Origin of the sequence: Streptomyces sp. NPDC053541, assembly GCF_044544705.1 — a bacterium.
Classification (GTDB): Bacteria; Actinomycetota; Actinomycetes; order Streptomycetales; family Streptomycetaceae; genus Streptomyces.
In genome coordinates this window covers 19,152-41,882 of the sequence record NZ_JBITXM010000016.1, presented here as the reverse complement: position 1 = coordinate 41,882, position 22,731 = coordinate 19,152, and the positions used below count along the sequence as shown (strand labels likewise).

20 protein-coding genes are annotated in these 22,731 nt (G+C 72.8%); 7 read left to right on the top strand and 13 right to left on the bottom strand.

Going from position 1 to position 22,731, the window contains the following annotated elements:
- On the top strand, positions 1-95 hold a 95-nt coding region (locus tag ACIGW2_RS33220), incomplete at its 5' end, for an acyl-CoA dehydrogenase family protein (protein ID WP_132919430.1).
- Positions 96-241: 146 nt separating this feature from the next.
- Here the strand turns inward: ACIGW2_RS33220 and ACIGW2_RS33215 are convergent.
- The 5 genes from ACIGW2_RS33215 to ACIGW2_RS33195 all read right to left on the bottom strand — a co-directional run bounded on the left by ACIGW2_RS33215 (position 242) and on the right by ACIGW2_RS33195 (position 5,065).
- A complete protein-coding gene (locus tag ACIGW2_RS33215) occupies positions 242-703 on the bottom strand; it encodes a hypothetical protein (RefSeq protein ID WP_391656926.1) in 462 nt (153 codons plus the stop codon).
- A gap of 2 nt (positions 704-705) precedes the next feature.
- Entirely contained in the window at positions 706-1,236 is a 531-nt protein-coding gene (locus tag ACIGW2_RS33210; RefSeq protein WP_391656927.1) for a hypothetical protein, read from the bottom strand.
- Between the two features lie 29 nt (positions 1,237-1,265).
- On the bottom strand, positions 1,266-2,648 hold the full coding sequence (locus ACIGW2_RS33205) for a hypothetical protein (protein ID WP_391656928.1): 1,383 nt from the start codon (positions 2,646-2,648) through the stop codon (positions 1,266-1,268).
- 8 nt (positions 2,649-2,656) lie between these two features.
- Positions 2,657-2,998 (bottom strand): hypothetical protein, encoded by a 342-nt coding sequence (locus ACIGW2_RS33200; protein WP_391656929.1) that lies wholly within the window; start codon positions 2,996-2,998, stop codon positions 2,657-2,659.
- A gap of 798 nt (positions 2,999-3,796) precedes the next feature.
- Complete coding sequence (locus tag ACIGW2_RS33195) at positions 3,797-5,065, bottom strand: LCP family protein (protein ID WP_391656931.1); 1,269 nt, start codon at positions 5,063-5,065, stop codon at positions 3,797-3,799.
- A 131-nt stretch (positions 5,066-5,196) separates the two neighbouring features.
- Here ACIGW2_RS33195 and ACIGW2_RS33190 point away from each other — a divergent pair, with 131 nt between their 5' ends.
- The gene (locus tag ACIGW2_RS33190) at positions 5,197-5,730 is read left to right on the top strand and encodes an acyl-CoA thioesterase (RefSeq protein ID WP_356073684.1); all 534 of its coding nucleotides are present in this window, start codon (positions 5,197-5,199) and stop codon (positions 5,728-5,730) included.
- A 160-nt stretch (positions 5,731-5,890) separates the two neighbouring features.
- Here ACIGW2_RS33190 and ACIGW2_RS33185 read toward each other — a convergent pair whose 3' ends face one another.
- Positions 5,891-7,267, bottom strand: a complete 1,377-nt coding sequence (locus ACIGW2_RS33185) for an LCP family protein (RefSeq protein WP_391656932.1) — start codon at positions 7,265-7,267, stop codon at positions 5,891-5,893.
- A gap of 227 nt (positions 7,268-7,494) precedes the next feature.
- Here ACIGW2_RS33185 and ACIGW2_RS33180 point away from each other — a divergent pair, with 227 nt between their 5' ends.
- On the top strand, positions 7,495-8,514 hold the full coding sequence (locus ACIGW2_RS33180) for a glycosyltransferase family 2 protein (RefSeq protein WP_361590372.1): 1,020 nt from the start codon (positions 7,495-7,497) through the stop codon (positions 8,512-8,514).
- Positions 8,515-8,599: 85 nt separating this feature from the next.
- On the opposite strand, the gene ACIGW2_RS33175 is transcribed toward ACIGW2_RS33180, so the two are convergent.
- The 4 genes from ACIGW2_RS33175 to ACIGW2_RS33160 form a co-directional block, all read right to left on the bottom strand.
- Positions 8,600-10,384 carry an LCP family protein gene (locus tag ACIGW2_RS33175; RefSeq protein ID WP_399847802.1) on the bottom strand — a complete coding sequence of 595 codons (1,785 nt, stop codon included), beginning with the start codon at positions 10,382-10,384 and terminating at the stop codon, positions 8,600-8,602.
- Between the two features lie 65 nt (positions 10,385-10,449).
- Positions 10,450-12,204 (bottom strand): LCP family protein, encoded by a 1,755-nt coding sequence (locus ACIGW2_RS33170; protein WP_391656934.1) that lies wholly within the window; start codon positions 12,202-12,204, stop codon positions 10,450-10,452.
- A 263-nt stretch (positions 12,205-12,467) separates the two neighbouring features.
- A complete protein-coding gene (locus ACIGW2_RS33165; protein ID WP_399847801.1) occupies positions 12,468-13,622 on the bottom strand; it encodes an LCP family protein in 1,155 nt (384 codons plus the stop codon).
- A 386-nt stretch (positions 13,623-14,008) separates the two neighbouring features.
- Positions 14,009-14,764 (bottom strand): TIGR03089 family protein, encoded by a 756-nt coding sequence (locus ACIGW2_RS33160; protein WP_391656936.1) that lies wholly within the window; start codon positions 14,762-14,764, stop codon positions 14,009-14,011.
- Between the two features lie 136 nt (positions 14,765-14,900).
- Here ACIGW2_RS33160 and ACIGW2_RS33155 point away from each other — a divergent pair, with 136 nt between their 5' ends.
- The 3 genes from ACIGW2_RS33155 (at position 14,901) to ACIGW2_RS33145 (ending at position 18,762) form a co-directional block, all read left to right on the top strand.
- Positions 14,901-16,349, top strand: a complete 1,449-nt coding sequence (locus ACIGW2_RS33155) for a peptidoglycan recognition protein (RefSeq protein WP_391656937.1) — start codon at positions 14,901-14,903, stop codon at positions 16,347-16,349.
- Positions 16,350-16,471: 122 nt separating this feature from the next.
- Entirely contained in the window at positions 16,472-17,554 is a 1,083-nt protein-coding gene (locus ACIGW2_RS33150; protein WP_391656938.1) for a sugar phosphate nucleotidyltransferase, read from the top strand.
- Positions 17,555-17,748: 194 nt separating this feature from the next.
- Entirely contained in the window at positions 17,749-18,762 is a 1,014-nt protein-coding gene (locus tag ACIGW2_RS33145) for a DNA-3-methyladenine glycosylase family protein (protein WP_399847799.1), read from the top strand.
- A gap of 27 nt (positions 18,763-18,789) precedes the next feature.
- On the opposite strand, the gene ACIGW2_RS33140 is transcribed toward ACIGW2_RS33145, so the two are convergent.
- The 3 genes from ACIGW2_RS33140 to ACIGW2_RS33130 all read right to left on the bottom strand — a co-directional run bounded on the left by ACIGW2_RS33140 (position 18,790) and on the right by ACIGW2_RS33130 (position 21,748).
- Positions 18,790-20,070, bottom strand: coding sequence for a coenzyme F420-0:L-glutamate ligase (locus ACIGW2_RS33140; RefSeq protein ID WP_399847806.1), 1,281 nt, complete (start codon positions 20,068-20,070; stop codon positions 18,790-18,792).
- Positions 20,071-20,192: 122 nt separating this feature from the next.
- Positions 20,193-21,167 carry a 2-phospho-L-lactate transferase gene (cofD, locus tag ACIGW2_RS33135; protein ID WP_391656940.1) on the bottom strand — a complete coding sequence of 325 codons (975 nt, stop codon included), beginning with the start codon at positions 21,165-21,167 and terminating at the stop codon, positions 20,193-20,195.
- Between the two features lie 74 nt (positions 21,168-21,241).
- Complete coding sequence (locus tag ACIGW2_RS33130; RefSeq protein ID WP_361590398.1) at positions 21,242-21,748, bottom strand: cysteine dioxygenase family protein; 507 nt, start codon at positions 21,746-21,748, stop codon at positions 21,242-21,244.
- Between the two features lie 700 nt (positions 21,749-22,448).
- On the opposite strand from ACIGW2_RS33130, the gene ACIGW2_RS33125 reads away from it, so the two are divergent.
- Positions 22,449-22,712 (top strand): WhiB family transcriptional regulator, encoded by a 264-nt coding sequence (locus ACIGW2_RS33125; protein ID WP_265868980.1) that lies wholly within the window; start codon positions 22,449-22,451, stop codon positions 22,710-22,712.
- The last annotated feature ends 19 nt before the right edge of the window (positions 22,713-22,731 follow it).

Sequence of the window (22,731 nt, the reverse complement as noted above, 5' to 3'; positions counted from 1 at the left end):
CCGTCGAGCGCATGATGCGCGACGCCAAGATCACCCAGATCTACGAGGGCACCAACCAGGTCCAGCGCATCGTCATGGCCCGCAACCTCCCGTAACCCGGGCGCAGACCCCCCACGGGAACGGAACAGCCCCCGGCGCCACGTGCCGGGGGCTGCTTCCGTTGTTCGGGGGCCTTGTCGACGACGCGCGCCGCCCCGCGCCCGCCCGTCGCGTGAGCAGCGCGGTCACGAACACGTGCCGGTCAGAGCCGGAACAGCACTCCGCGCCAGGTCCAGCCCGCGTCGAGGACGACTTGGCGCAGGGGGTCCTTCATCTCGCGGGTCTCGAAGCGGAAGGTCTCGACTCGGCGCTCGCGGCCGTCCGGCCCCCTCTGCTTCTCCCACACCCGATACACCGCGTTCGCGGGACCGCGGGAGTGCTGGCCGCGGGTGTGGTCGCTCAGTGAGATCTCCCACTGCTCGTCGAGCGCCCGCACCTCGTGCTTCGCCGCGTCCAGGCGCATCCGGGTTCGAAGCCGTACCCGCAGCTGCGGGAGCTGGCACTCGGCGACCAGGTCGCCCTCCTTCCCGGTGCCGTTGCGTACGACGAAGAGGGCGCCCGGACCATTGAGCTCGAGCAGCGCCGAGCGGACCTCCTGGGCCGTGCGGCGTGGCACGCCCGCGTCGGGTTGCCGGGTGCCGAGGTAGCTGTCCAGGATGCCCATGGTCAGGCCCCCGCCCCTGCTCCGGAGCCCGTGTCCGCTCCCGCATCGATGTCCGGGCGAACCGTGCGCACGAAGTCCTGGAAGTCTCCCAGCACCTCGTCGTGCTGGGCGGCCGTGGCGGTCAAGGTCAGCCGGATCACCGCCCGCCTGTGCGGGTCCCGTACGTCAGCGAAGGTCAGGAACACCTGAGACTGCACGAGGTCGTGCCGCGTATCGCCGACGACACCTGAGAACGTCAGCCGCTGGGTAAGGGCGGGCGCCTCCGCAGAGCCGATCTCGCGACGGTGGACCACGACAACCGGCCCGGTGGCCTCTTGCAGGCGCTGCGCCGATTCGTCCGCGAGTTCGTGCAGGGCCACCGACGGCGGCGGAACCTCACCGCCGATGGTGATGTTGGCGGTGAAGCCGGCGTCCGGGTGCGGATGCACCGCGGCGAAGGCTACGCCGGGCACGTCGACGCCGTCCGGGGGCGCGGCCGGGAGCCAGCCCTCCGGTAGGCGGAATTCGATCGGCACCGGCAGTGTCGTGGGCATCGTGGGCCCTCCTTCCCGAGTGAAGTACATCAGGAGAACCAGCCTCCGACGGTGTCCTTGACGGAGCCGGCGGCGTCACCGAGCGCGTCAGCCCCGTCGCCGACGAGGTCGCCCACTGCGTCGGCCGCGTCGCCGATGCTCTTGCCGACCTTGTCCGGATCGACGGTGAACTCGAGGCCCACGGCACCGCCCAGGGCCGGGGAGAGTCCCACCTTGCCGCCGAACTCGTACACGCCTTCGTCGTTCTTCTCGAAGCCCCACTTGGCCTCGGCGCCGGGTCCGGCCCAGCCCTCGGCCGTACCGCCGATTCCGATTCCGGCGATCTCGACGCCTCCGGCCGCGGAGCCCTTCGCCCCGGCGAAGGCCTTCGCGTTGACGCTGACACCTTCCTTGCCCGCCTTGAGACCGGCGCTCGCCTCGGCTCCGGCGAAGCCCTCGGCACGGCCGTAGACACCGGCGTACGGGCCGTACTCGGCACGCCCCTCGGCGAGCCCGCGGAGTCCTGCGGACGCCTCGGCCTTGGCGACGAGGCCCGCATCGGTGAAGCCGAAATTGGCGGTGGCCCTGGCGCCTCCGTAGCCGTCGGCGACCCCGGAGAGTTTCCAGTTCCCGTTGGTCAGCGATCCTTCGGCGGTGGCGTGGAACAGGTCGGCGGCGGCCTTGACCGAGCCCTCCTTGCCGTACTTGGGGCCGGTGACCTTGAACTCGGCGCCGGGGCCGGTCAGATCGGCCTTGCCCTCGGACTTCCAGCCGTCCGTCTCCGTTGTGGCGTCGTCCTTCGCCTTCGCCGCCGCGACGGCCTTTGCGAGGTCTCCCTCCGCGTGCGCGTTGAACCCGTTGAAGGTGGCGTCGTTGCCCTTGCCGAAGCTGTCCTTGTTGCTGTCGACAACGGCGGCCGCGAGGGCGGTGCGGACGCTCTGGTCCGCTTCGGAGACGGCCTTGACCCGGTCGTCGATGTGCCGCTGCCACGAGGCAACGGACTCACGGATCATCGTCTCGCCATCGGGATCATGGTGGTACGCACTGCGCTCGGACGGCGTGAGCTTGGCCCAGTTGAAGGCGACGTGCCCCTGCTCGGACACGGTCATGCCGGCGGCGATCGCGTCATCGCGGGCGCTCTCGAGCTTCTTCTTGAGGTCGGTGAACTTCTCGTGCGCGTCCCGCAGCAGGCTCGCGATCGCCTTGGCCTCGATCTGGGCGGCAGAGTACTCGTACCGGGTCGCGGCGAAGTTCGTCTGGGCGACGCCGGCGCTCACACCGGCCCACGAAGGGCCCATGGAGATCTTCTGGACGGTGTCACGGTAGCGGGTCTCGACCTTGCCCAGCTCGCCCGCCATCGCCTCCCACTCGGTGGCGGCCGTCGTCAGCAGGCCGAGGTTGGTGGTCATGATCTCGTAGTAGGTGGTGGACATCGCAGCCCCTACAGGTGGTTCAGCTTGGACTGTGCCAGCAGCTGATTGCCCACGCCGGTGTCATTGCGCGCGAAAAGGCCTGAGGCTCCGCGCAGTGCATTCTTCTCAGCGGCCAGACGCCCCATCAGGCTCCGGACCTGCCGGTCCCACGTGTCCGCTACCACCTTCAGGCCAGCGGCCGTCTCCCAGCCGTCGAAGCCCTTACGCGCGCTCTCGGTGGCCGTGTCGGCCCGCTCGGCGGCCTTCCTGGTGTTCGGCTCGAGCTCGTTCTCGATGGTGCCCGCGGCCGCCTTCTTCTGCGCCGGCGTCGACGCGAAATCCGCCGCTCCCTGCCCGGAATCCGTTGTCATCGTTGATCCCCCGTCTACCCCGAGTCGGCAAGTTGCGATCATACGATCGCAAAGGTGCGCCATGGCAAGTCCCGCTGGGAACTGTCACATTGCCGCGCTCCTCCCGGCCGCCCGGGAACCGTCAGCGAGTCTCCGCCCCCTGCCGCGCCCGCGCACGAGCCCCCCGCAGGGGCCGCGTCCGCGTCCGCCGCTCCTCGACTCCAGCTGGCTCCTCGCCGCGCTGCGCGGAGCGAGCCTGCTGCTCGCCGCAGGGCGGTCCTCGTGATCGTGTGGCTGCCGTGGATGGGCGATATGGGCGTGCACGCCGCCACCATCGAAGGCTGCGGCACGACCTGCTCCACCCGGGCAATCCGATGGTCGACTCGCCACGGACAACCCCTACTACTCGCCGTGGACCGTCTGCCTCGCCCTGTTCGCCAAGGCCACCGGACTCGACACCTTCGGCGTGCTGCGGTGCGCCGTCGTCGTCGGCCTGGTCCTCCTCGCCGCCGGTGTACGGCGGTTCGTCTGCACCCTCAGCGCCCACCCGGCCGCGCCCCTGCTCGCCGTGCCGTGCCTGCTGCTCCTGTGGGGGCATACGCCCCTTCATGGGGAGCGGCTTCCTCGGCCTGGCCTCCCTCTCGGCGAACGCCTCGTACCCGAGCGCCTTCGCCACCGGTACGGCTTCGGCTTCCACTTCCCCGCCCTGCTCGCCCACCCGTTGCGCCGGCCCGGCGGCCTACTTCGCCCCCGGCACCCCGCGCGAGGTACGGAGGGGCCCGGACGGCCGGGGGCTCTACGAGGTGGTCGGGGCCGGGGTCAGCGGTTCGAGGTGACCGTGACCGGCTCGTCGTTCTGGATCTCCTTGACCAGCTGCTTCACCTTCGGCATGTCCCACTTCAGGGAGTTCTGCGGGGCCGTGCCGTTGATCGGGATGTTCATCGACTTGCCGTCGCCGCCGCTGATGCCCTTCATCGCGAAGAACATCTTGCCGAGGTCGTACAGCGACATGTCCTTGTCCACGATCAGCGTGTCCAGGCCCGCGCCCAGCGTCGGGTAGAGCTTGAACGGGTTGAGGATCGTGCCCGGGGTCGCCGCCTGGTTGGCCAGGGCCGACAGGAACTTCTGCTGGTTCTTGGTGCGCTGGAGGTCCGACTCGGCGAAGGCGTAGCGGGTGCGGACGAAGGCCAGGGCCTGCTCGCCGTTGAGGGTCTGGGTGCCGGCCTGGAAGTCGGCGCCCGACTTCTTGTCCTTGAAGCCCTTCTCGATGTTCATCTCGACGCCGCCGAGCGCGTCCACGATGTTCGCGAAGCCGGCGAAGCCGATCTCCGCGTAGTGGTCGATGCGCAGGCCGGTGTTGTACTCGACCGTGCGGACCAGCAGCTCCGGGCCGTCCATCGCGTAGGCCGCGTTCAGCTTCGAGCCGCCGCGCGCCGCGTACTTCTTGCCGGACTCGGAGCCCACGAAGGACGGGATCGTCACCCACGAGTCGCGGGGGAGCGAGATCATCGTGTTCCCGCTGGAGCAGGCTGCGAGGATCATCATCGAGTCGGTCCGCTTGCCCTCGGCGGAACCGGTGTGCAGCTTCTTCTTCTCCTCGGCGGACATGCCCTCGCGGCTGTCCGAGCCGACGATCAGGTACGTGGTGCAGTCGCCCTCCGCCGGCCGCTCGATGACCTTGGCCAGATCGACCTCGTTGCGCATCTTCGAGCTCGCCCACGCGTACGTGCCGGCGCCCCAGCCGACCAGCGCCACCACGAGCACGATCGAGCCGATCTTGATCCGGCGCCGCCAGTCCGGCGCACCGGCGCCGGCGCCCGCACCGCCCGCACCCGGGCCGCCCGGCCGCGGCGGGGCGTACTGCGGCGGGACGGTGCCCCGGCCGCCGCCCTGCTGCCCGCCGTACACCTGGCCGTCGCTGTAACCGGAGTCGTAGCCGGACGCCTGGGCCTGGGTGAAGTTGGGGTTGTAGCCCTGGTCGTACTGCGGCTGCCGGTGCTGCTGCGGCGGCTGCGGGGGCACCGGCGGACGCTGCACGTGGCGCATCCGGCGGGGTCCCTCGGGCTGGGCGTCGGGCCAGTCATTCATGCGGAACAGTCTGCCGGTCCGCGCCCGCGGGCCGACAGGGCGGGTGGGGAATCGGACCGGCGCTGTTGCCAAGCTGATGCAAACCGGACGGCGTCGCGACCTGCCGCAAGGGCGGGCATAAGGTAGAGGGCATGACAGATCAGGGCGCTATCCCGGGCAAGCCCACCTCCGCCTCCCGCACCACCCTCAGCCACATCATGACCAGCCACGACACCAACCTGCTCGGTACGGTGCACGGCGGCGTGATCATGAAGCTGGTGGACGACGCCGCGGGCGCGGTCGCGGGCCGGCACTCGGGCGGCCCCGCCGTCACGGCCTCCATGGACGAGATGGCCTTCCTTGAGCCGGTCCGCGTGGGCGACCTGCTGCACGTGAAGGCCCAGGTCAACTGGACCGGCCGGTCCTCCATGGAGGTCGGCGTCCGGGTCATGGCCGAGCGCTGGAACGAGTCCACCCCGGCCACCCAGGTCGGCTCCGCCTACCTCGTCTTCGCCGCCGTCGACGCCGACGGCAAGCCCCGCCCGGTCCCCCCGGTCATCCCGGAGACGGAGCGCGACAAGCGCCGCTACCAGGAGGCCCAGATCCGCCGCACCCACCGCCTGGCCCGCCGCCGCGCGATCATGGAACTCCGCGAGCAGCGCAAGGCCGAGGGCTACGAGGACTGAGCCCGGCGGTCGGCTCGGACCCCCTGGCGAGTGAGCCGAAGGGGCGCGCCGGGGGAACAGCCCCGAGCGCGCGCGGGGCCCCGAGGCGCGAGGGGGCGAGCACGTACGGGGCCGTGAGCCCGGCCGACAGCGCCCCGGAGGCGAACCGGGCCGCGAAAAGTCACGGGCACACCACCTGGTCGCCGCGGACCGCCTCGAACTGGCCCGACTGCTGTTCCCGCTCCCGGACCGGCGTCACCGCCTTGTAGTCCGCGCCCACCGTCACCCGCAGGGTCGCGCCCTGGCCCTTGACCGGGCGCAGTTCGGCGCCGGGGAGGGCCGCGGCCAGGGACTTCGCCGAGCGGTCCCAGCCGGGGTCGTACTCGACGAGGGTGCGGGCGTGCTCCCGGCCGCCGGGGGCGGTGCGCGGGGCGCGGGTCGTGTCGAAGCCGGTGGCGCGCAGGGCCGCGTCGACCCGGCCGCCGAGGCCGTCGGTGCCGGTCCCGTTGTAGACCTGGACCCGGATCGTCCGGGGCGCCACGTCCACGTCGACGGGCCGGGGCCCCTTGGGGGCGGCCGGGCGGCCCGGGGAGAGCGGCCGGTCCTCGCGCAGCGACTGGAACAGCTTCTGCGCCTTCGCCGCGTCCCACTTCACGGTGGAGCCGATCCCCTTCACGGGGAAGCTCATCTCGCCGATCGGCACCGACACGAACTCGGACGAGGCGGGCGTGAAGCCGTTCATGGCCTTCGCGAGGGCCAGCAGCTGCGGGGTGCCGAAGCCCTGGTCGGCGCGGACGGAGCTCAGCATGGTGCCGGCGACCTCGCGGAAGCGCACCGGGTTGAGGAGCACCCCGCCGCTGGTCACCCGGTCGATCAGGGCCGCCAGGAACTTCTGCTGGCGCTGCATCCGCCCGATGTCGGCGGCGCCGTCGACGTGCCGGGCGCGCACGTACTGCAGGGCCTGTCCGCCGTCCAGCTCGTGCGTCCCGGCGGCCAGGTCGAGGCCGGAGTGGGAGTCCTTCAGCGGCTTGGTGGTGCAGATCTGCACCCCGCCGACCGCGTCCACGGTGCGCATGAAGCTGGTGAAGTCGACCTCCAGGTAGTGGTCGATCTTCACGCCGGTCATCGACTCCACGGTCCGCACGGTCAGCCCGGGGCCGCCCTCGGCGTAGGCCGCGTTCAGCTTCACGGGGTGCGCGTGGTGGTGCTTGCCGGTGGTGAGGTCGGTGTGCTCGGGCATCTCGGCGTACGAGTCGCGGGGGAGCGACACCACGCTGGCCCGCTCCCGGTCCTCCGAGATGTGCACCAGCATCACGGTGTCCGTGCAGTGGCAGGGGGCGCCGCCGAGCCGGTACTTCCGGCGCTCCTCCTCGCTGATCCGGTCGCGGCCGTCGGTGCCGACGACCAGCACGTTCATGCCGTGCCCGGCCTGCGGCCGGTTCTTCATGTCCTTGAAGGGGTCGATCCGGTGGAGCCCGGTGTCCAGGCTGGTCACCACCGCGTGCCCGATGCCGCCGGCGGCCAGCACCACCACGGACAGCGTGGTCGCCATCCGCATGCCCCACCGCGGCCGGCTCGGCCGGGGCCCGCGCCGCCGGGCGGGGGCGGGACGGGCGGCGGGCCGGGGCGGACGGGGCGGCGTGCGGGGCGGTGTGGGCACCTGGGGACACCTCCGCTGGTACGACAGGGGGACCGTGAGCACCGTAGGCCCATACGATCAGCGCCACCGCGCTGCGACCCGGCGGCACGCGCCCGTGTCCCCCGTTCGCGGTAACGTGACCCCCGATGAACGCCAATCCCCCTGTGTCTGTGATCATGCCGGTCCTCAACGAGGAGCGGCATCTGCGCAACTCGGTCCGTCACATCCTGGAGCAGGAGTACGACGGCGAGATGGAGGTGGTGATCGCGCTCGGGCCGTCCACGGACCGCACCGACGAGATCGCCGCCGAGCTCGTACGCGAGGACCCGAGGGTCCACACCGTGCCGAACCCCACCGGCCGCACCCCCGCCGCCCTGAACGCGGCGATCAAGGCCTCGCGCCACCCGATCGTGGTCCGGGTGGACGGCCACGGCATGCTGTCGCCCAACTACATCGCGACCGCCGTCCGCCTCCTGGAGGAGACGGGCGCGATGAACGTCGGCGGCATCATGCACGCCGAGGGCGAGAACGCCTGGGAGGACGCGGTCGCCGCCGCGATGACCTCGAAGATCGGCGTGGGCAACGCGGCCTTCCACACGGGCGGCGCGGCCGGCCCGGCGGAGACGGTCTACCTGGGCGTCTTCCGCCGCGAGGCGCTGGAGCAGCAGGGCGGCTACAACGAGGAGTTCATCCGCGCCCAGGACTGGGAGCTGAACTTCCGCATCCGCGAGGCCGGCGGGCTGATCTGGTTCTCGCCGGAGCTGCGGGTGCAGTACCGCCCGCGGCCGAGCGTGCGCGCCCTCGCGAAGCAGTACAAGGACTACGGCCGCTGGCGGCACGTCGTCGCCCGCTACCACGAGGGCTCGATCAACCTGCGCTACCTCGCCCCGCCGACCGCCGTGTGCGCGATCGCCGCGGGCCTCGTGGTCGGCGCGACCCTCACCCCGCTGGGCTTCGTGATCCCGGCCGGCTACCTGGCGGCGATCACCGCCGGTTCCGTCCCGGCCGGCAAGGGCCTGTCCCTGAAGGCCCGCCTGCAGATCCCGGTGGCGCTTGCGACCATGCACATGTCGTGGGGCTTCGGCTTCCTGACCAGCCCGCGCGCGCTCGCGAAGAAGGTCATCGCGAGCCGTCGCCCGGCGGTGAGGGCCGGCGAGACGGTCTGACACCGCCGCACGAGGCGCTCGTACGCGACGGAGGCCGGGCCCCTTCCGAGGGGCCCGGCCTCCGTCGTCCGTACGGCGGGTGGGGTCAGGACTTCCCGTCCCACTTGTAGACCGAGTAGACGTTCATGCAGTCGGTCTTGTCGTCCGCGCCCTCGGGCAGGTCGCCGGCCGTCACGGCCGGCTTCTTGTAGGTGCTGCCCTCGCGCCAGTCGGAGCCGACCACCAGGGTCAGCCCGGTGACCTTGGCGTCCGCGCGGACCGCCGTGACCGGCAGGCCGAGGGCGGTGGCCACGGACGTGGCGTCGGCCTTGCCCTGCTCGCCGGCGGCCTTGGCGTAGAGGACCACGGTGTCCTTGCGCGGCTGGGCGTCCCGGGAGGCCTCGGCCAGGGCGAAGCCCTTGCCGCGCAGCTCCTTGGCCACGGCACTGGCCCGGCCCTCCTGGGCCGCCTCGCCGTCGCCCGCCGTGCCGTTGATCACCGTGACGGCGAGGGAGCCGGGCGCCTGGGCGGTGGCCGCCGGCCGGGCGGACGCGGACGGCTTCGGCTTGTCCTTGCCGTCGGCCGGGTCGCCGTTCTTGTCCATGGCGACGTCCTCGCGGAGCATCGACCACATCTTCTCGGCCGCCTGCGGCTTGACCTGGAGCCAGGCCTTCGGGTTCGGGGGGTACTCGGTGGTCGGCACGGTGGCCGTGGTCAGCCGGTCCAGCTTCACGTTCTTCAGCTGCATCGACAGGTCGAACAGCTTCTTCACGGTGCCGATCTCGTCGGAGACCCGGAAGGCCTTCGTGGCGGTCTCGGCGAGCCCCATCAGCCGCGGGGTGTCCGTCCAGGCGTTCTGTTCCTGGAGCTTCTTCATCAGCCCGTTCATGTACATGTGCTGGGCCTGGGCGCGGCCCTGGTCGCTGCCCCAGGCGTGCCGGGTGCGCAGCCACTGCAGCGCCTGCTCGCCCTGGACGTCGTGGGTGCCCTCGGGGAGCTTGAGGCCGGAGCCGCCGGGCGCGTCGGGCGTCGACTTGTCGTAGACGCCGGTCTTCACGCAGACCGGGACGCCGCCGACCTCGTCGGCCATGGAGACCACGCCCGCGAAGTCGATCATCATCCAGTGGTCGATGTAGACCCCGGTGAGCTTCTCCCAGGTGGTGAGGGTGCAGCCGGCACCGCCGCGGGTCAGCGACTCGTTGATCGGACGGTTGGTGGTCTCCGGGTACTTCTTGCCGTCCTTGTCCGTGCACTCGGGGATCCGGACGACCGTGTCGCGCGGGATGGAGACGATCGAGGCGTTCTTCCGGTCCGCTGAGACGTGCAGCAGCATCTGCACGTCGGCGAGCGGCGGCCGGTTGCGGTCCTTCTTGCCGCCGCCCAGCGCCACGTTCCTGGGGTCGCTGCGGTCGTCGGACCCGATCAGGAGGATGTTCAGCGGGGTGTCGCCGAGCGCGTTCGGCGCGGCCTTCTTCACTCCGCTCTCGCCGCCCGCGCGCCCACCGCTGCGGATGTTGTCGTTGAGGTGCTCGTAGTACAGGTATCCGGCGCCGGCCGTGCCGAGTATCAGCACCGCCAGCGTCACGGCGGTCCAGCGCAGCGCCTTGCGCTTGCCGGACTTCTTGCCGCGGGCGCGCCGCCGCGACCCGCCGCGCCGGTGGCCCGAGCCCGTACGGCCCGTGCCGTCGCCCGGTTCGCCCCCGTCGCCGGGGCCGCCGCCGGCCCGCCGGGCGCGCGGGACCCGGCCGCCCGGGCCCTCGCCCGGACCGCCGGCGGCGGTGCCGTCGCCGGCCCCGCCCCCGTCCTCGTAGAGACTCTCGTCCCAGCCCAAGTCGCGGGCGCGCGAGGCGCGTTCCCGCGCCCCCTCCCTACGCACGCTGCTCCGTCCCACCCCAGGTCTCCTTGTTGACTCAGGCGTTCACTCAGGTGCGGCACTGGGCCGGACGGTGGTCCGGCTCATCTGGCGCACACCTGCTTGTCGGCCGTCTGCGCACCCTCCGGCGCCTTCGCCGGACCGGTGAGGGGCACCCCCGCCCCCTTGTAGTCGGCGCCGAGCACGAGCGTCATGGGCTCACGCTCCCCGGCGTCCTGTGTGCCCGGCTTGAGAGCCGTGGCGGGCAGGCCCATCAGGTCCGCGAGCTTGCGGGCCTGGTCGGCCTGGTTGGGCGCGTACGTGAGCGTGGTCTTCGCCGCCTTCTCGGGGGCGTTGCTCTTGTTGGTGGACCGCGTCACGCCGTGCTCGTTCTGGAGCCAGTCGATCGTCTTCTGCGCGGCGCCGGTCTTGCCGCTGCCGTTGTAGACGTCGACCCGGACCTCCCGCGCGGTGGAGCGGGCGCCTTCGAGGAGCTTCGCCTGGGCCGCGGCCTGGGCGTTCTTGGCGTCCGTCTCCTTCTTCTTCACCTCGGTGAGCGAGATGTCGGACTGCATCATCTCGAACAGCCGCGGCGCCTCGACCGGGTCGGGGACGACCGTGACGGGCTTGGGCTCGCTCGGGTTGTCGATGACCGGCATGGTCAGGAAGGTGATGTTCTTGGTGTCGATCTTGGCGAGTTCCTGGGCCATCGACTTGAGCTTGGAGATGCTCCCTATGCCGGTGTCGACGGTGAGCGCCTTGGTCGCCGCGTCGGCGAGGTCGTACAGCTTCGTCGGCGACGTGAGCGTGTCGTCCGACTTCATCTGACGGATCATCGAGCTGAGGAACTGCTGCTGGATCTTCATGCGGTCCAGGTCGCTCTCGTTGCCGAAGCTGTGCCGGGTGCGCACGAAGGCGAGGGCCTGCTCGCCCATGATCGTCGACTCGCCCTTGGGCAGCTTCAGGTGCGACTTGGGGTCGTTCACCGGTTTCGCCAGGCACACCTTCACGCCGCCGACGGCCGTCGTCATCTCCTTGACGGCGTTGAAGTCCGCCATCATGAAGTGGTCGACGGTCAGCCCGGTGATCTCCTTGACGGTGCGCATGGTGCAGCCCGGATCGCGGTCGGACTGCCCGAGGCTGATGTTGAAGCGCTCGTCGGTCTGGCCGGGGATCTTCTTGACGCTGCCGTCGGGCAGCTTCGTCTCGCACTCGGGGATGTCGATCACCAGGTCGCGCGGGATGGACATCGCCGTGGCGTTCGTCCGGTCCTTGGAGACGTGGAAGAGGATCGTGGTGTCGGCGTGGCCGGGGCTGTTCTTGTCCCCGTAGCCGGAGTTGCCCTCACCGGTCCGCTTGTCGGTGCCGATCAGCAGGACGTTGAAGGCCTCGTCCTTCTTGAAGCCGTCGCTGCCGCCCGCCACCTCGATGGTGTTGATGTTGTTGTCGAAGTGGTTGTAGAGCGCGTACGCGCCGGCGGCGCCCGCCACGACCACGAAGGCCATCGTGCCGCCGGTCCACATCAGGACCTTCTTCTTGCGCGACTTCTCCGGCCGGCGCTTGCGGCGGCCCGCGGAGCCCCGCTGGTCGGCGGGCTCGGCGGCCCGGCGGCGGCGCTGGCCCGGGACGGGCGGCGCGGTCTCGGTGGCGCGCTCACCGCGGTCGGGCGTTCTCGGTCCGGGCGGTGTGGCACTCCGGGCGGTACGGGTGGGGCGAGGGCGCGGGTGGGACGGTGCGGCCTGCGGCGACTGCCCAGCGGAGTGGTCCAGTCGCAGTTCGTAGTGGCCGGTCTGCGGGTTGAGCACCCACTGGTCGGCGGGGTCGATCTCGTCCGCCCGTCCACGGCTGTGCGCGTCCACGGTTACTTGAGTCCTCCGTCGGTGCCACGCGAGGCGCCTCCCCCTCGGGCGCTCGGTCTTCGATCCATCGAGTGCGCGACCACGCGGTCTCGTGATGCACAGGATCGCGTCACACTATCCGCCCAGTTCAGCGTGGGGCGACGTCCGTGACAAATTCCACGCCCCTTACAACCGGGCAATTTGCCCAAACCTCATCGGGCACCTCCCATCCCTTGGCCCTCGCTTTGCACATCGCGCCCCTCGGGCACGATCCCCACCCTGCTTCAGCACGATCCCTCCGCCGCGTTGCGGCCCGCGAAGGAGGGCGTCGCGGTGGGTGAGGCGGGGTCCGTCGCGGAGTCCGGCGACGGCCTCGACGAGGAGTTCTCGCCCGGGTGCACGGCCACCGGCAGATCGGCGCGCAGCCGCGCGAAGAGCTGGTTCGCGGCGGGCTGCACCAGTTCGTCACGGTTCGCGTCGTACGTGTACGGGCGCCGCGGCACCGTCAGGAACTGCACCTTCTCCGTCGGGATCGCCCGCATCGACCGCGCCAGGTCGTACAGGTCGCGCAGCGAGTCGAGACCCGGGTCCGTGGTGATCGAGCGGGTGGCCGCGTCGAGCACCGGATAGAGCTTCGTCGGATTGAGCAGCACCCCGTTGCTCTGCACCTTGTTGACGAGCGCCCCGAGGAACTGCTGCTGCCGGTCCATCCGGTCCGTGTCGCTGCCGTTGCCGATCGACTTGCGGGCCCGTACGAAACCGAGCGCCTGCTCGCCGTGCAGGGTCTGGCGCCCGGCCGGCAGCTTCAGGTGCGCGTCGCGGTCGTCGATCGGCTCCTTGAGGCAGATCTCCACCCCGTCCACGGCGTCGACCATCTTCTTGAAGCCCCGGAAGTCGATCACCATGTGGTGGTCGATCCGGATCTTCGTCAGCTTCTCCAGGGTGCGGATCGTGCAGGCCGTGCCGCCGAACTCGAAGGCCCAGTTGAACTGGGCGAACTGCTCCCGGGTGCGGGTCTTGTCCGCCCTGGCGCAGCTCGGGATCCGCACCATCAGGTCGCGCGGGATCGACACCGCCGTCGCGCCCCGGCCGCCGGCCGAGAGGTGCAGCAGGATCGTGGTGTCCGAGCGCTGGGTGCCCCGGTCCTTCCCGTACTTGCGGTTCCCCGGGCCGGTCCGGGTGTCCGAGCCGATGAGCAGGATGTTCCGGGCGGCGTTCACCGCGGGCGAGGGGCGCTCGTTCTCGTACCGGCGCAGCTCGGCCTCGGCGGTGGTGTCCGTGGTGATGTTCCCGTCCAGTTTCCGGTACAGCCACCAGCCGGTCCCGGCCGCCGCGAGCACCACGACCGCCGCCCCGAGCGCCGCCCACCGCAGCCAGTGCCGCCGCCTGCGGCCGTCCCCGCCCCCGTCCCCGGTGGGTGCGTCCGAGCTGTCCGTCACGTCTGAACCGTCCGTCCTCACTGGCGGCCGTCCCCTCGCTCCGTCGTCGAAGTGGACGCCCGTCCCCGGCGCTTGGTGGTGCGGAAGGCGATCCGACACCCCCCGGCCGATCATGTACCGCGAAGGGCGGAGGGAGCGGGGTACGCGGCGCGTCGATGGGCCGTACGGGGGAGAGGTGGCCTGGAGAGGGGGCCGGAGGCGGCGCGGGAGGGGCCCGCGGCGGGGCCCGTCGGGGCGGGGCGGGGCTCGGTGCGTTGCGGGGGCCGCGTGGCGGGGGCCCGCGGGCCGTGGCGGGGGTCCGTCGGTGTGGGGCGGGGGCCCGCGGGGCGGGGCCGAGGGGCGGGCCCGCCTCCGCCCCGCCGTCCGCGCCGCGCCCGCCGCGACCGTCAGTCCGCGAGGACCAGCGTCACCCGCTCGCTCTCCACCCGGCGCTCCAGGCCCTCGGCGCCGAGCTCCGCGAGGTTCCGGCACAGCACCACGGAGCCGCCCGCCGCCAGCGCCGCGTACAGCCCGGCCGAGACGCCCGCCCAGGAGTCGTACGGGCGGCCGGACAGCACCCGGCTCCCCGGGCCGAGGCCCCACTCCGCCGCGTCCGCCCGGGCGCGCTCGACGAGCTGGGCGCCCGTCAGTTCCGTACCGTCGACGACGAGGGCGGCCTCCTCCGGGTCCACCGGGACGAAGGGGGCGAAGCGGTCGCCCTGGCTCGGCACCTCCACCGCGTAGTCCGCGTAGCCCTCGGGCGGCGTCGGGAAGCGGCGCCCCAGCGGCGCGAGGGACAGCGCGATCCGGTCGCCCCGGCAGGCCAGGCCCGCCGCCAGGCCCTCGGGCCCGGCCACCACGTAGTCCGCGTCGGCCGGGTCGCCGCCGATCTCCGCCGTCACGCCCACCGAGGCGCAGGCGAGCAGCCACACGGCGGTCTGCCAGTGCGCGGGCAGCAGGAGAGCGAGGCGGTCGCCGGGCGAGGCGGACAGCTCGCCCTGGAGCAGATTGGCGGTCTTGGCCACCCAATTGGCGAAGGTGGCCACCGACAATTCCACGCGTTCACCGGTGGCGTCGTCGTAGAAAGTGACCAAGGGGCGGGCCGGGTCCGCGGCGAGCGCGGATCGCAGCAGGTCGGCAGGGGTGCGGTCGCTGGCGTTCACGCGGGCAAGGGTACGCGCGCCGCCGGACGGGGTCCGCCGTACCGGTGACCCCGTCCACCGGTCGGCCCGACGGGCCGTCAGTTTCCGTGCCGCCTCCCGCCGCGCGGAACCGCCGCACGGTGCGGACGATCGCTCCATGCGTGCCTACCTCGCCTCCTCGATCGCCGTCACGTGCGCGGCGGCACTCGCCGTGCCGCTCGCCCTCACGACCCCGGCCGGCGCGGCCGCAGCCCCAGCCGCCCCGCGGGTCCACCCGGCCGCGCCCGCCGAGCCCGCCGGATCGACCCAGTCGTTCCCCCTCGAACCCCTCGCGCGGCCCGCCCCGCTCGACGCCCCCCGCGGCCGCGCCCTGACCCCGCCCGCCGCCCCGGCGGGCGAGCGGGGCCTGGCCCGACGGGACGTCAGACCCTTCTCCCTGGTGGGCGTCGTGTGGAACGACGCCCGGACCCCGCTGCACGGCACCGTCCAGGTCCGCACCCGCGCCACCGCGGACGGCGCCTGGACCGGCTGGCAGGACGTGGAGACCCACAACGAGGAGCACGGCGCGGACCCGGGCACGCCCGAGGGACGTTCGCGCGCGCTGCGCGGTGCGACGGCCCCGCTGTGGGTCGGCGACTCGGACGGCGTGGAGGTCCGGGTACGCCCCGAGGCCGGCCCGGAGCACGCCGCCGCGGCCGCCGCCCTGCCGGCGGGCCTCCGCCTCGAACTCGTCGACCCGGGCCCGGACCCGGCGTCCGAGCGCACGGCCGACCCGATCTCCGGCCACCCGGCCGACGCGGTCTCCGGCCACCCGGCCGACCCGGCCGCCGACCCGGCGGCCGACCCGGCGGCCGGTGCCTCCCGTACGAGGGCCGCCGCCGTGGGCGGGAGCGCCGGGCTCGCCCCGTCCGAGGCCACCGTCCTGCCCGCTCTCACCCGGGCCGAGACGCTCGCCGAACTGCCCGCCGCGAACCGCGCCGCCCGCGCGGCGAAGCCGTACATCGGCCCCCGTCCCAAGATCATCACCCGCAAGGGCTGGGGCGCCGACGAGCGGCTGCGGGAGAAGGCCTTCGGCTACACGAAGAGCGTCAAGGCGGCCTTCGTGCACCACAGCGCCACCGGCAACAACTACAGCTGCAAGCAGGCCCCCTCGGTGCTGCGCAGCATCTACCGCTACCACGTGAAGAGCCTGGGCTGGCGTGACTTCGGCTACAACTTCGCCGTCGACAAGTGCGGAAACATCTACGAGGGGCGGGCCGGCGGCGTCGCCAAGCCGGTGCTCGGCGCCCACACCCTCGGCTTCAACACCAACAGCATGGGCGTCGTCGTGCTCGGCACCTTCGGCAGCACCACCCCGCCGGCCGCCGTCGTGACGGCCGTCGCGAAGCTGACGGCGTGGAAGCTGGGTCTGTACGGGGTGAATCCGAAGGGAAAGGTGACGCTCACCTCAGGAGGCGGGAACCTCTACAAAAAGGGCAGAAAGGTGAAGTTCAACGCCATCGCCGGTCACCGTGACGGATTCGCCACGGAATGCCCGGGCGGACGGCTCTACAACAAGCTCGGCACCGCGCGGTCCAGCTCTGCGAAATACCAGGGCAGGCGCTGACGGGGTCGCCGGTGCGGTGGTGGACTCAACCCTCTGCATAAACTGACCGGTCATATCGTACGGGCGGCCGAAATGGGCCCCCCGGCGATGAGACCGGACCCGACAGGAAGCAGAGACGACAGGTGACCGAAGCGATTCTTCTGGTCGGTGGCAAGGGCACCCGGCTGCGTCCCCTGACCGTCAACACGCCCAAGCCGATGGTCCCGGCGGCCGGCGTGCCCTTCCTGACCCACCAGCTGGCCCGCGCCCGCGCGGCCGGCGTGGACCACATCGTGCTGGCCACCTCCTACCTGGCGGAGGTCTTCGAACCGTACTTCGGTGACGGCTCGGCGCTCGGACTGAGCATCGAGTACGTCACCGAGGCGGAGCCCCTCGGCACCGGCGGCGCGATCCGCAACGTCGCCTCCCGGCTCCACTCGGGGCCCGACGAGCCCGTCCTGATCTTCAACGGCGACATCCTCACCGGCCTCGACATCGGCGCGCTCGTCGACACCCACGAGTCCTCCGGCGCGGACGTCTCGCTGCACCTCACCCGGGTCGAGGACCCGCGCGCCTTCGGCCTCGTGCCGACCGACGCGACCGGCCGCGTCACGGCCTTCCTGGAGAAGCCGCAGACGCCGGAGGAGATCGTCACCGACCAGATCAACGCGGGGGCGTACGTCTTCCGCCGCTCGGTCATCGACACCATCCCGGCCGGCCGGCCGGTCTCCGTCGAGCGCGAGACCTTCCCCGACCTGCTGGCCTCCGGCGCCCACCTCCAGGGCATGGTCGACTCCACCTACTGGCTGGACCTCGGGACCCCGCAGGCCTTCGTCCGCGGCTCCGCCGACCTGGTCCTCGGCCGCGCCCCGTCCCCGGCGGTGCCCGGCCGCTGCGGCGACCGCCTGGTCCTCGACACCGCCACCGTCGCCCCGGACGCCAAGCTCACCGGCGGCACGGTCGTCGGCCCCGGCGCGGTCGTCGGCTCCGGCGCGCGCGTCAACGGCTCCACGATCCTCGCCAACGCGGTGGTCGAACCCGGCGCCGTCGTCACCGACTCCCTCGTCGGCACCGGCGCCCGCATCGGCGCCCGCACCGTCCTCACCGGCGCGGTCATCGGCGACGGCGCCGACATCGGCCCGGACAACGAGCTCCGCGACGGCGTCCGCGTCTGGTGCGACGCCACCCTCCCGGCGGGCGCCGTCCGCTTCTCCAGCGACCAGTAGCACCCGGCCCGCGCCCGGGCGGGGCCGCGCCCGTCCGATCGGCCCGGCCCGCACCGACCCGGGCCCGAGTCGGCCGGGACACGACCCGCCAGGCCCGGACCGGCCCGCCTGGTCGCCCGCCCAGCTCGGTCCGCCCGCCCGGCCCGCCCGCTCGGCGCAGCCCCCTGTCACCGCCCGCGGCTACGCTCGTAGCCATGGCCGGCCGCTTCGACCCCCGCACCCCCGCCACCACCCGCACCACCACGCGCGGCGGCCATGTGCGCGTGCCCGCGCCCGCCGGCGAGCCCGGCGGCGAGCCCGGGGCCGAGCCCGGGTCCGAGAAGGGCCCGCTCGACCTCGACCTGGGTCTGACCCTCGGTCCGCTGCGCCGGGGCCCCGGCGACCCCACCTTCCGGACCACGGCCGACGGCTCGGTCTGGCGGGCCAGCCGGACGCCGGACGGGGCGGGGACGCTGCGGGTGCGGATCAGGGGCGGGGCGGTCGCGGCCGAGGCGTGGGGGCCGGGCGGCGGCTGGCTCATGGACCGGCTGCCCGCGCTGCTCGGCGCCGAGGACGACCCGGTCGCCTTCGTGCCCCGGCACAAGCTGCTCGCGCTCACCCACCGGGCCCGCCGCGGCCTGCGGCTCACCCGCACCGGACTGGTCCTGGAGTCGCTGATCCCGTCCGTCCTGGAGCAGAAGGTCACCACGGACGAGGCCTACCGTTCGTGGCGGCTGCTGGTGCGCGGATACGGCGAGCCGGCGCCCGGGCCCGCGCCCGAGGGCATGTACGTGATGCCCGAGCCCCGCACCTGGGCGATGATCCCGTCCTGGGAGTGGCACCGCGCGAACGTGGACGGCAAGCGCTCCGCCGCCATCGTCCGCGCCGCCCGGGTCGCCCCGCGCCTGGAGGAGGCGGCCCGCATGCCGCCCGCGGAGGCCCGCAAGCGCCTCGAACTCGTCCCGGGCATCGGCCCGTGGACCTCCGCGGAGACCGTCCAGCGCAGCAACGGCGCCCCGGACGAGGTCACCACCGGCGACCTGCACCTGCCGGGCATCGTCGGCTGGGCCCTGGCCGGGGACCGCACCGCCGACGACGCCACCATGCTGGAGCTGCTCGCGCCCTACGCGGGCCAGCGGCACCGGGCCGCCCGGCTGATCCTCCTGAGCGGCCGGGTGCCGCCGCGCCGGGCGCCCCGGTTCGCGCCCAACGACATCACCCGGTGGTGACCCGCGGGGCGACCGGCGGCGCGAGCGTCACCGCACCTCGATGAAGGCCTCCGGGTCCCGCGCCGCGCGCTCCTTCGGCGGCGCCGCCGGGCGGCCCACCGCGACCGCGCCCATCGGGTCCCAGCCGGCCGGCAGGCCGAGCACCTCCCGTACGACGTCCCGGCAGAACATCGTCGAGGACACCCAGGCCGAGCCCAGCCGCTCGCCCGCGAGCGCCACCAGCAGGTTCTGCACGCCCGCGCCCGTCGCGACCACGAACATCTCGCGCTCGGCGGCGTCCCGGCGCGGGTCGCCGTAGTGGTGGGCGCCGTCCGTGACCAGGCAGGGCACGATCAGGTACGGCGCCCTGCGCAGCACGTCGCCGCGGCGGACCCGCTTGGCGACGGACTCCTCGGACCGCCCGTCGCGCCGCAGGTCCGCGATCCACGCCTCGCGCATCGCGTCGAGCAGCCGGGTCCGCGACTCCTCGGACTCCAGGAGCACGAAGCGCCAGGGGGTGGTGTGGTGCGGGGCGGGCGCGGTGACGGCGGCGGCCACCGCCCGGCGTACGGCCCCGGGGTCGACCGGGTCGTCGGTGAACTCCCGTACGGTGCGCCGCAGGGTCACCGCCTCCCGTACGGCCTCCGAGGTGCCGAGCCGGAACATGTCGTCGGCGGCGCCGCGCACCAGCGCCCGCGCGCCGGGCTCGGTCGCGTCGCCCACCACGTGCGCGAGGCCCCGTACGACGGCCACCGGGCGCCCGGCGGCCTTGCCCTTCACCAGGTCGCCGGCGGCGGCCAGTTCGTCGGCGGTGGCGGTGACGGTGACGTTGAGCTCGTTGCCGTGGGAGTCGGTGCCGCCGCGCAGGTCGTCGAGGACCCGCACACCGGCCGCGCCGATGGCCACGTCGGTGAGCCCGCTGCGCCAGGGCCGCCCGAAGGTGTCGGTGACGATCACGCCGACCTCGACGCCGAGCGCCGCGCGCAGGCCCTCGCGGATCCGCGCGGCGGAGGCGTCCGGGTCCTCGGGCAGCAGCAGCACGGTCCCGGCGGGGGTGTTGGAGGCGTCGACGCCGGCGGCGGCCATGACGAGGCCCTGCCGGTTCTCGACGATCCGCAGGGCACCGCGCCGGGCCACCACCCGTACCGTCTCGGCGTCGATCGCCGCCTCCCGGTCGGCGGCGGCGATCACCCGGCCCTCCGCCTTGCTGACGATCTTCGAGGTGACGAGGAGCACGTCCCCGTCCAGCAGACCGGGCGCCGCCGCCGCGATCAGCTTCGCGAGGTCGTCCCCGCCCGCCACCTCGGGGATCCCGTCCACGGCCCACACCTCGAACCGCGCCGGCCGCTCCCCGGCGGGGCCCCCGGCGACATCGGCGCGGGCGCGGTCCGCCGTAGCTCCGGCGACCGTCACGCCACCGGCGCCCGGGCCCCGGGGCGTCACCTCGGCCGTCACGCGCCGGCTCCGCCGGCCTCGCCCGCCTCCGCCGCCAGGGCCAGCGCCTCGCGGGCCATCGCCGCCGTCGCGTCCAGGTCGGTCATCATCAGCGGCACCGCGCGGCAGCGGATGCCCGCCGCCTCGACCTCGGCGACCGTGCCCGCGTCGACGGTGTCGACCAGCCAGCCGTCCAGGAGCCCCGCTCCGTAGTGCAGGGCGACGGCCGCCGCCGTGGACTCCACGCCGACCGCCGCGAGCACCTTGTCGGCCATCCCGCGCACCGGCGCGTCGCCGACGATGGGGGAGAGGCCGACGACCGGGGCGCCGGCGGTGGCGACCGCCTCGCGGATGCCGGGCACGGCCAGGATCGTGCCGACGGACACCACCGGGTTGGACGGCGGGAAGAGGATGACGTCGGCCTCGGCGATCGCCTCCAGGACGCCCGGCGCGGGCTTCGCCTGCTCGGCGCCGACCGGCACGACGGCCCGCGCGTCGACGGAGGCGCGCAGCTTCACCCAGTACTCCTGGAAGTGCACGGCCCGCTGCTCGCCGTCCACCTCGATGGCCACGTGCGTCTCGACCCGGTCGTCGGACATCGGGATCAGCCGGACGCCGGGCCGCCAGCGGGCGCACAGCGCCTCGGTGACCGCGCTCAGCGGGTAGCCGGCGCCCAGCATCTGGGTGCGGACGATGTGGGTGGCGAAGTCCCGGTCGCCGAGGCCGAACCACTCGGGCCCGACCCCGTACGCCGCGAGCTCCTCCTTGACCGTGAAGGACTCGTCCTCGCGGCCCCAGCCCTGTTCCTCGTTGATGCCACCGCCGAGGGTGTACATCACGGTGTCGAGGTCGGGACAGACCTTGAGGCCGAAGAGATGGATGTCGTCACCGGTGTTGCCGACGACCGTGATCTCCGCGTCGGGCGCGGCCTGCTTGAGGCCGCGAAGGAAGCGGGCACCACCGATGCCACCGGCCAGAACCACAATGCGCATGCGGACAGTCTGTCAGCCGGGGAGCGATCCTCGGAGGGGCGGCCCGGCACCGGGCGCCCCGGACCGACGGACCGTCAGGCGGTCACGGCCCCCGGCACCGCCGCGCACCGCGAGGTCGGAGACTCGTGCATCGGCATCTCGGTGAGGCCCGGGTAGTACACGTGGAGGCTGACGGCGGGTTCGAGGGAGTCGTTGACCACCTCGTGGACGTAGCCGGGGGCGAAGACCTTCTGGGCGCCGGCGCCGAGGGTCCGGGTGCCGCGGGCGGTGCGCTCGGTCAGCTCCCCCTGGAGGACGGTGAGCACGCCGGAGGACGGGCCGTGGTCGTGCCGGCCGCTGCCCTGGCCGGGCAGCCAGGAGAGCAGCCAGACCTCGTATCCGGGGCCGGTGCGCAGCCGGTGGTACCAGCGGGTGGTGGCGTCGTACTCGACGTGGGGGGCCCACCGGGCGGGGTCGGCGGCGATCTCGCGGGCGAGGCCGACGAACTCGGCCACGGTGACGGGGTGCTCGCGGGCGGGCTGGAGGAGGTGCGGGACCTCAAGGATGTCGCCGGCGATCTGAAGGTCGCTGTCCATGTTCATGGGTGCGGTGGTTCCTCGACGGAAGTGCGGGGTGTCGCAGAGCGGGGGGAGGGTGGAGCGGGGTGGTGCGAGGAGTCCTGCGCGGGCGGCGGCGGGACGGCCGCGGCGGGGGCAGGGGCTGGAGCGCTACGGAACGAACGTGCGCGTCAACAGCAGGGACAGCAACAGCAACAGCGGTCCTGGACAGCGCGGCGGAACCCACGGGCGTGGGTCGCGGAGGGCGCTGCGGTCGCTGGCATGCCACCAAAGTGGCGGGAGGGACACCCGACTGTCAACTCAATGCCCGATTTGGCGGCAATGTTTCACCTCATCCGGTTACTGTGCCCGGAGAAAGGTTTGTGCACCGTGTGACCAGGACACATGGTGCCGCAGTCGCGCCGTGGGTACGGCGGGGGTTCGTGATCAGACTGTGATCCGGATCGCTTCCGTGGCCGAATCGCAACAGGATTCGACTCCCGGACGTCCTTCTCTGCGGGGCGTGGCGATGCGGGCAGGCCCGTGGCATGTGTCAGGTTTTTGGTGATTTGAACACTTTCCGCATAGGCTTGGTTCCGCAGAGTGAATACCGGGCCCAATAGCAGATCTCGGCTTGACTCGCACAGAGCACGAACTTGTAATTTCACTCGTGTCGTTCGGCCGGCTCGGTCCGGGATCGAAGACGGCCAATCACGGGGACGCAATGGACGGACGAGGGGCGCACATGACCGAGTTGTTCGAGGAACTGCTGGTCGAGGACGCGGACGAGGAACTCGGCTGGCAGGAGCGCGCACTGTGCGCCCAGACCGATCCCGAGTCCTTCTTCCCCGAGAAGGGCGGCTCGACCCGGGAGGCGAAAAAGGTCTGCCTCGCCTGCGAGGTGCGCTCCGAATGCCTCGAATACGCGCTGCAGAACGACGAGCGCTTCGGCATCTGGGGCGGTCTGTCCGAGCGCGAACGCCGCCGCCTCAAGAAGGCCGCCGTCTGACGCACGGCCCACGCATTCC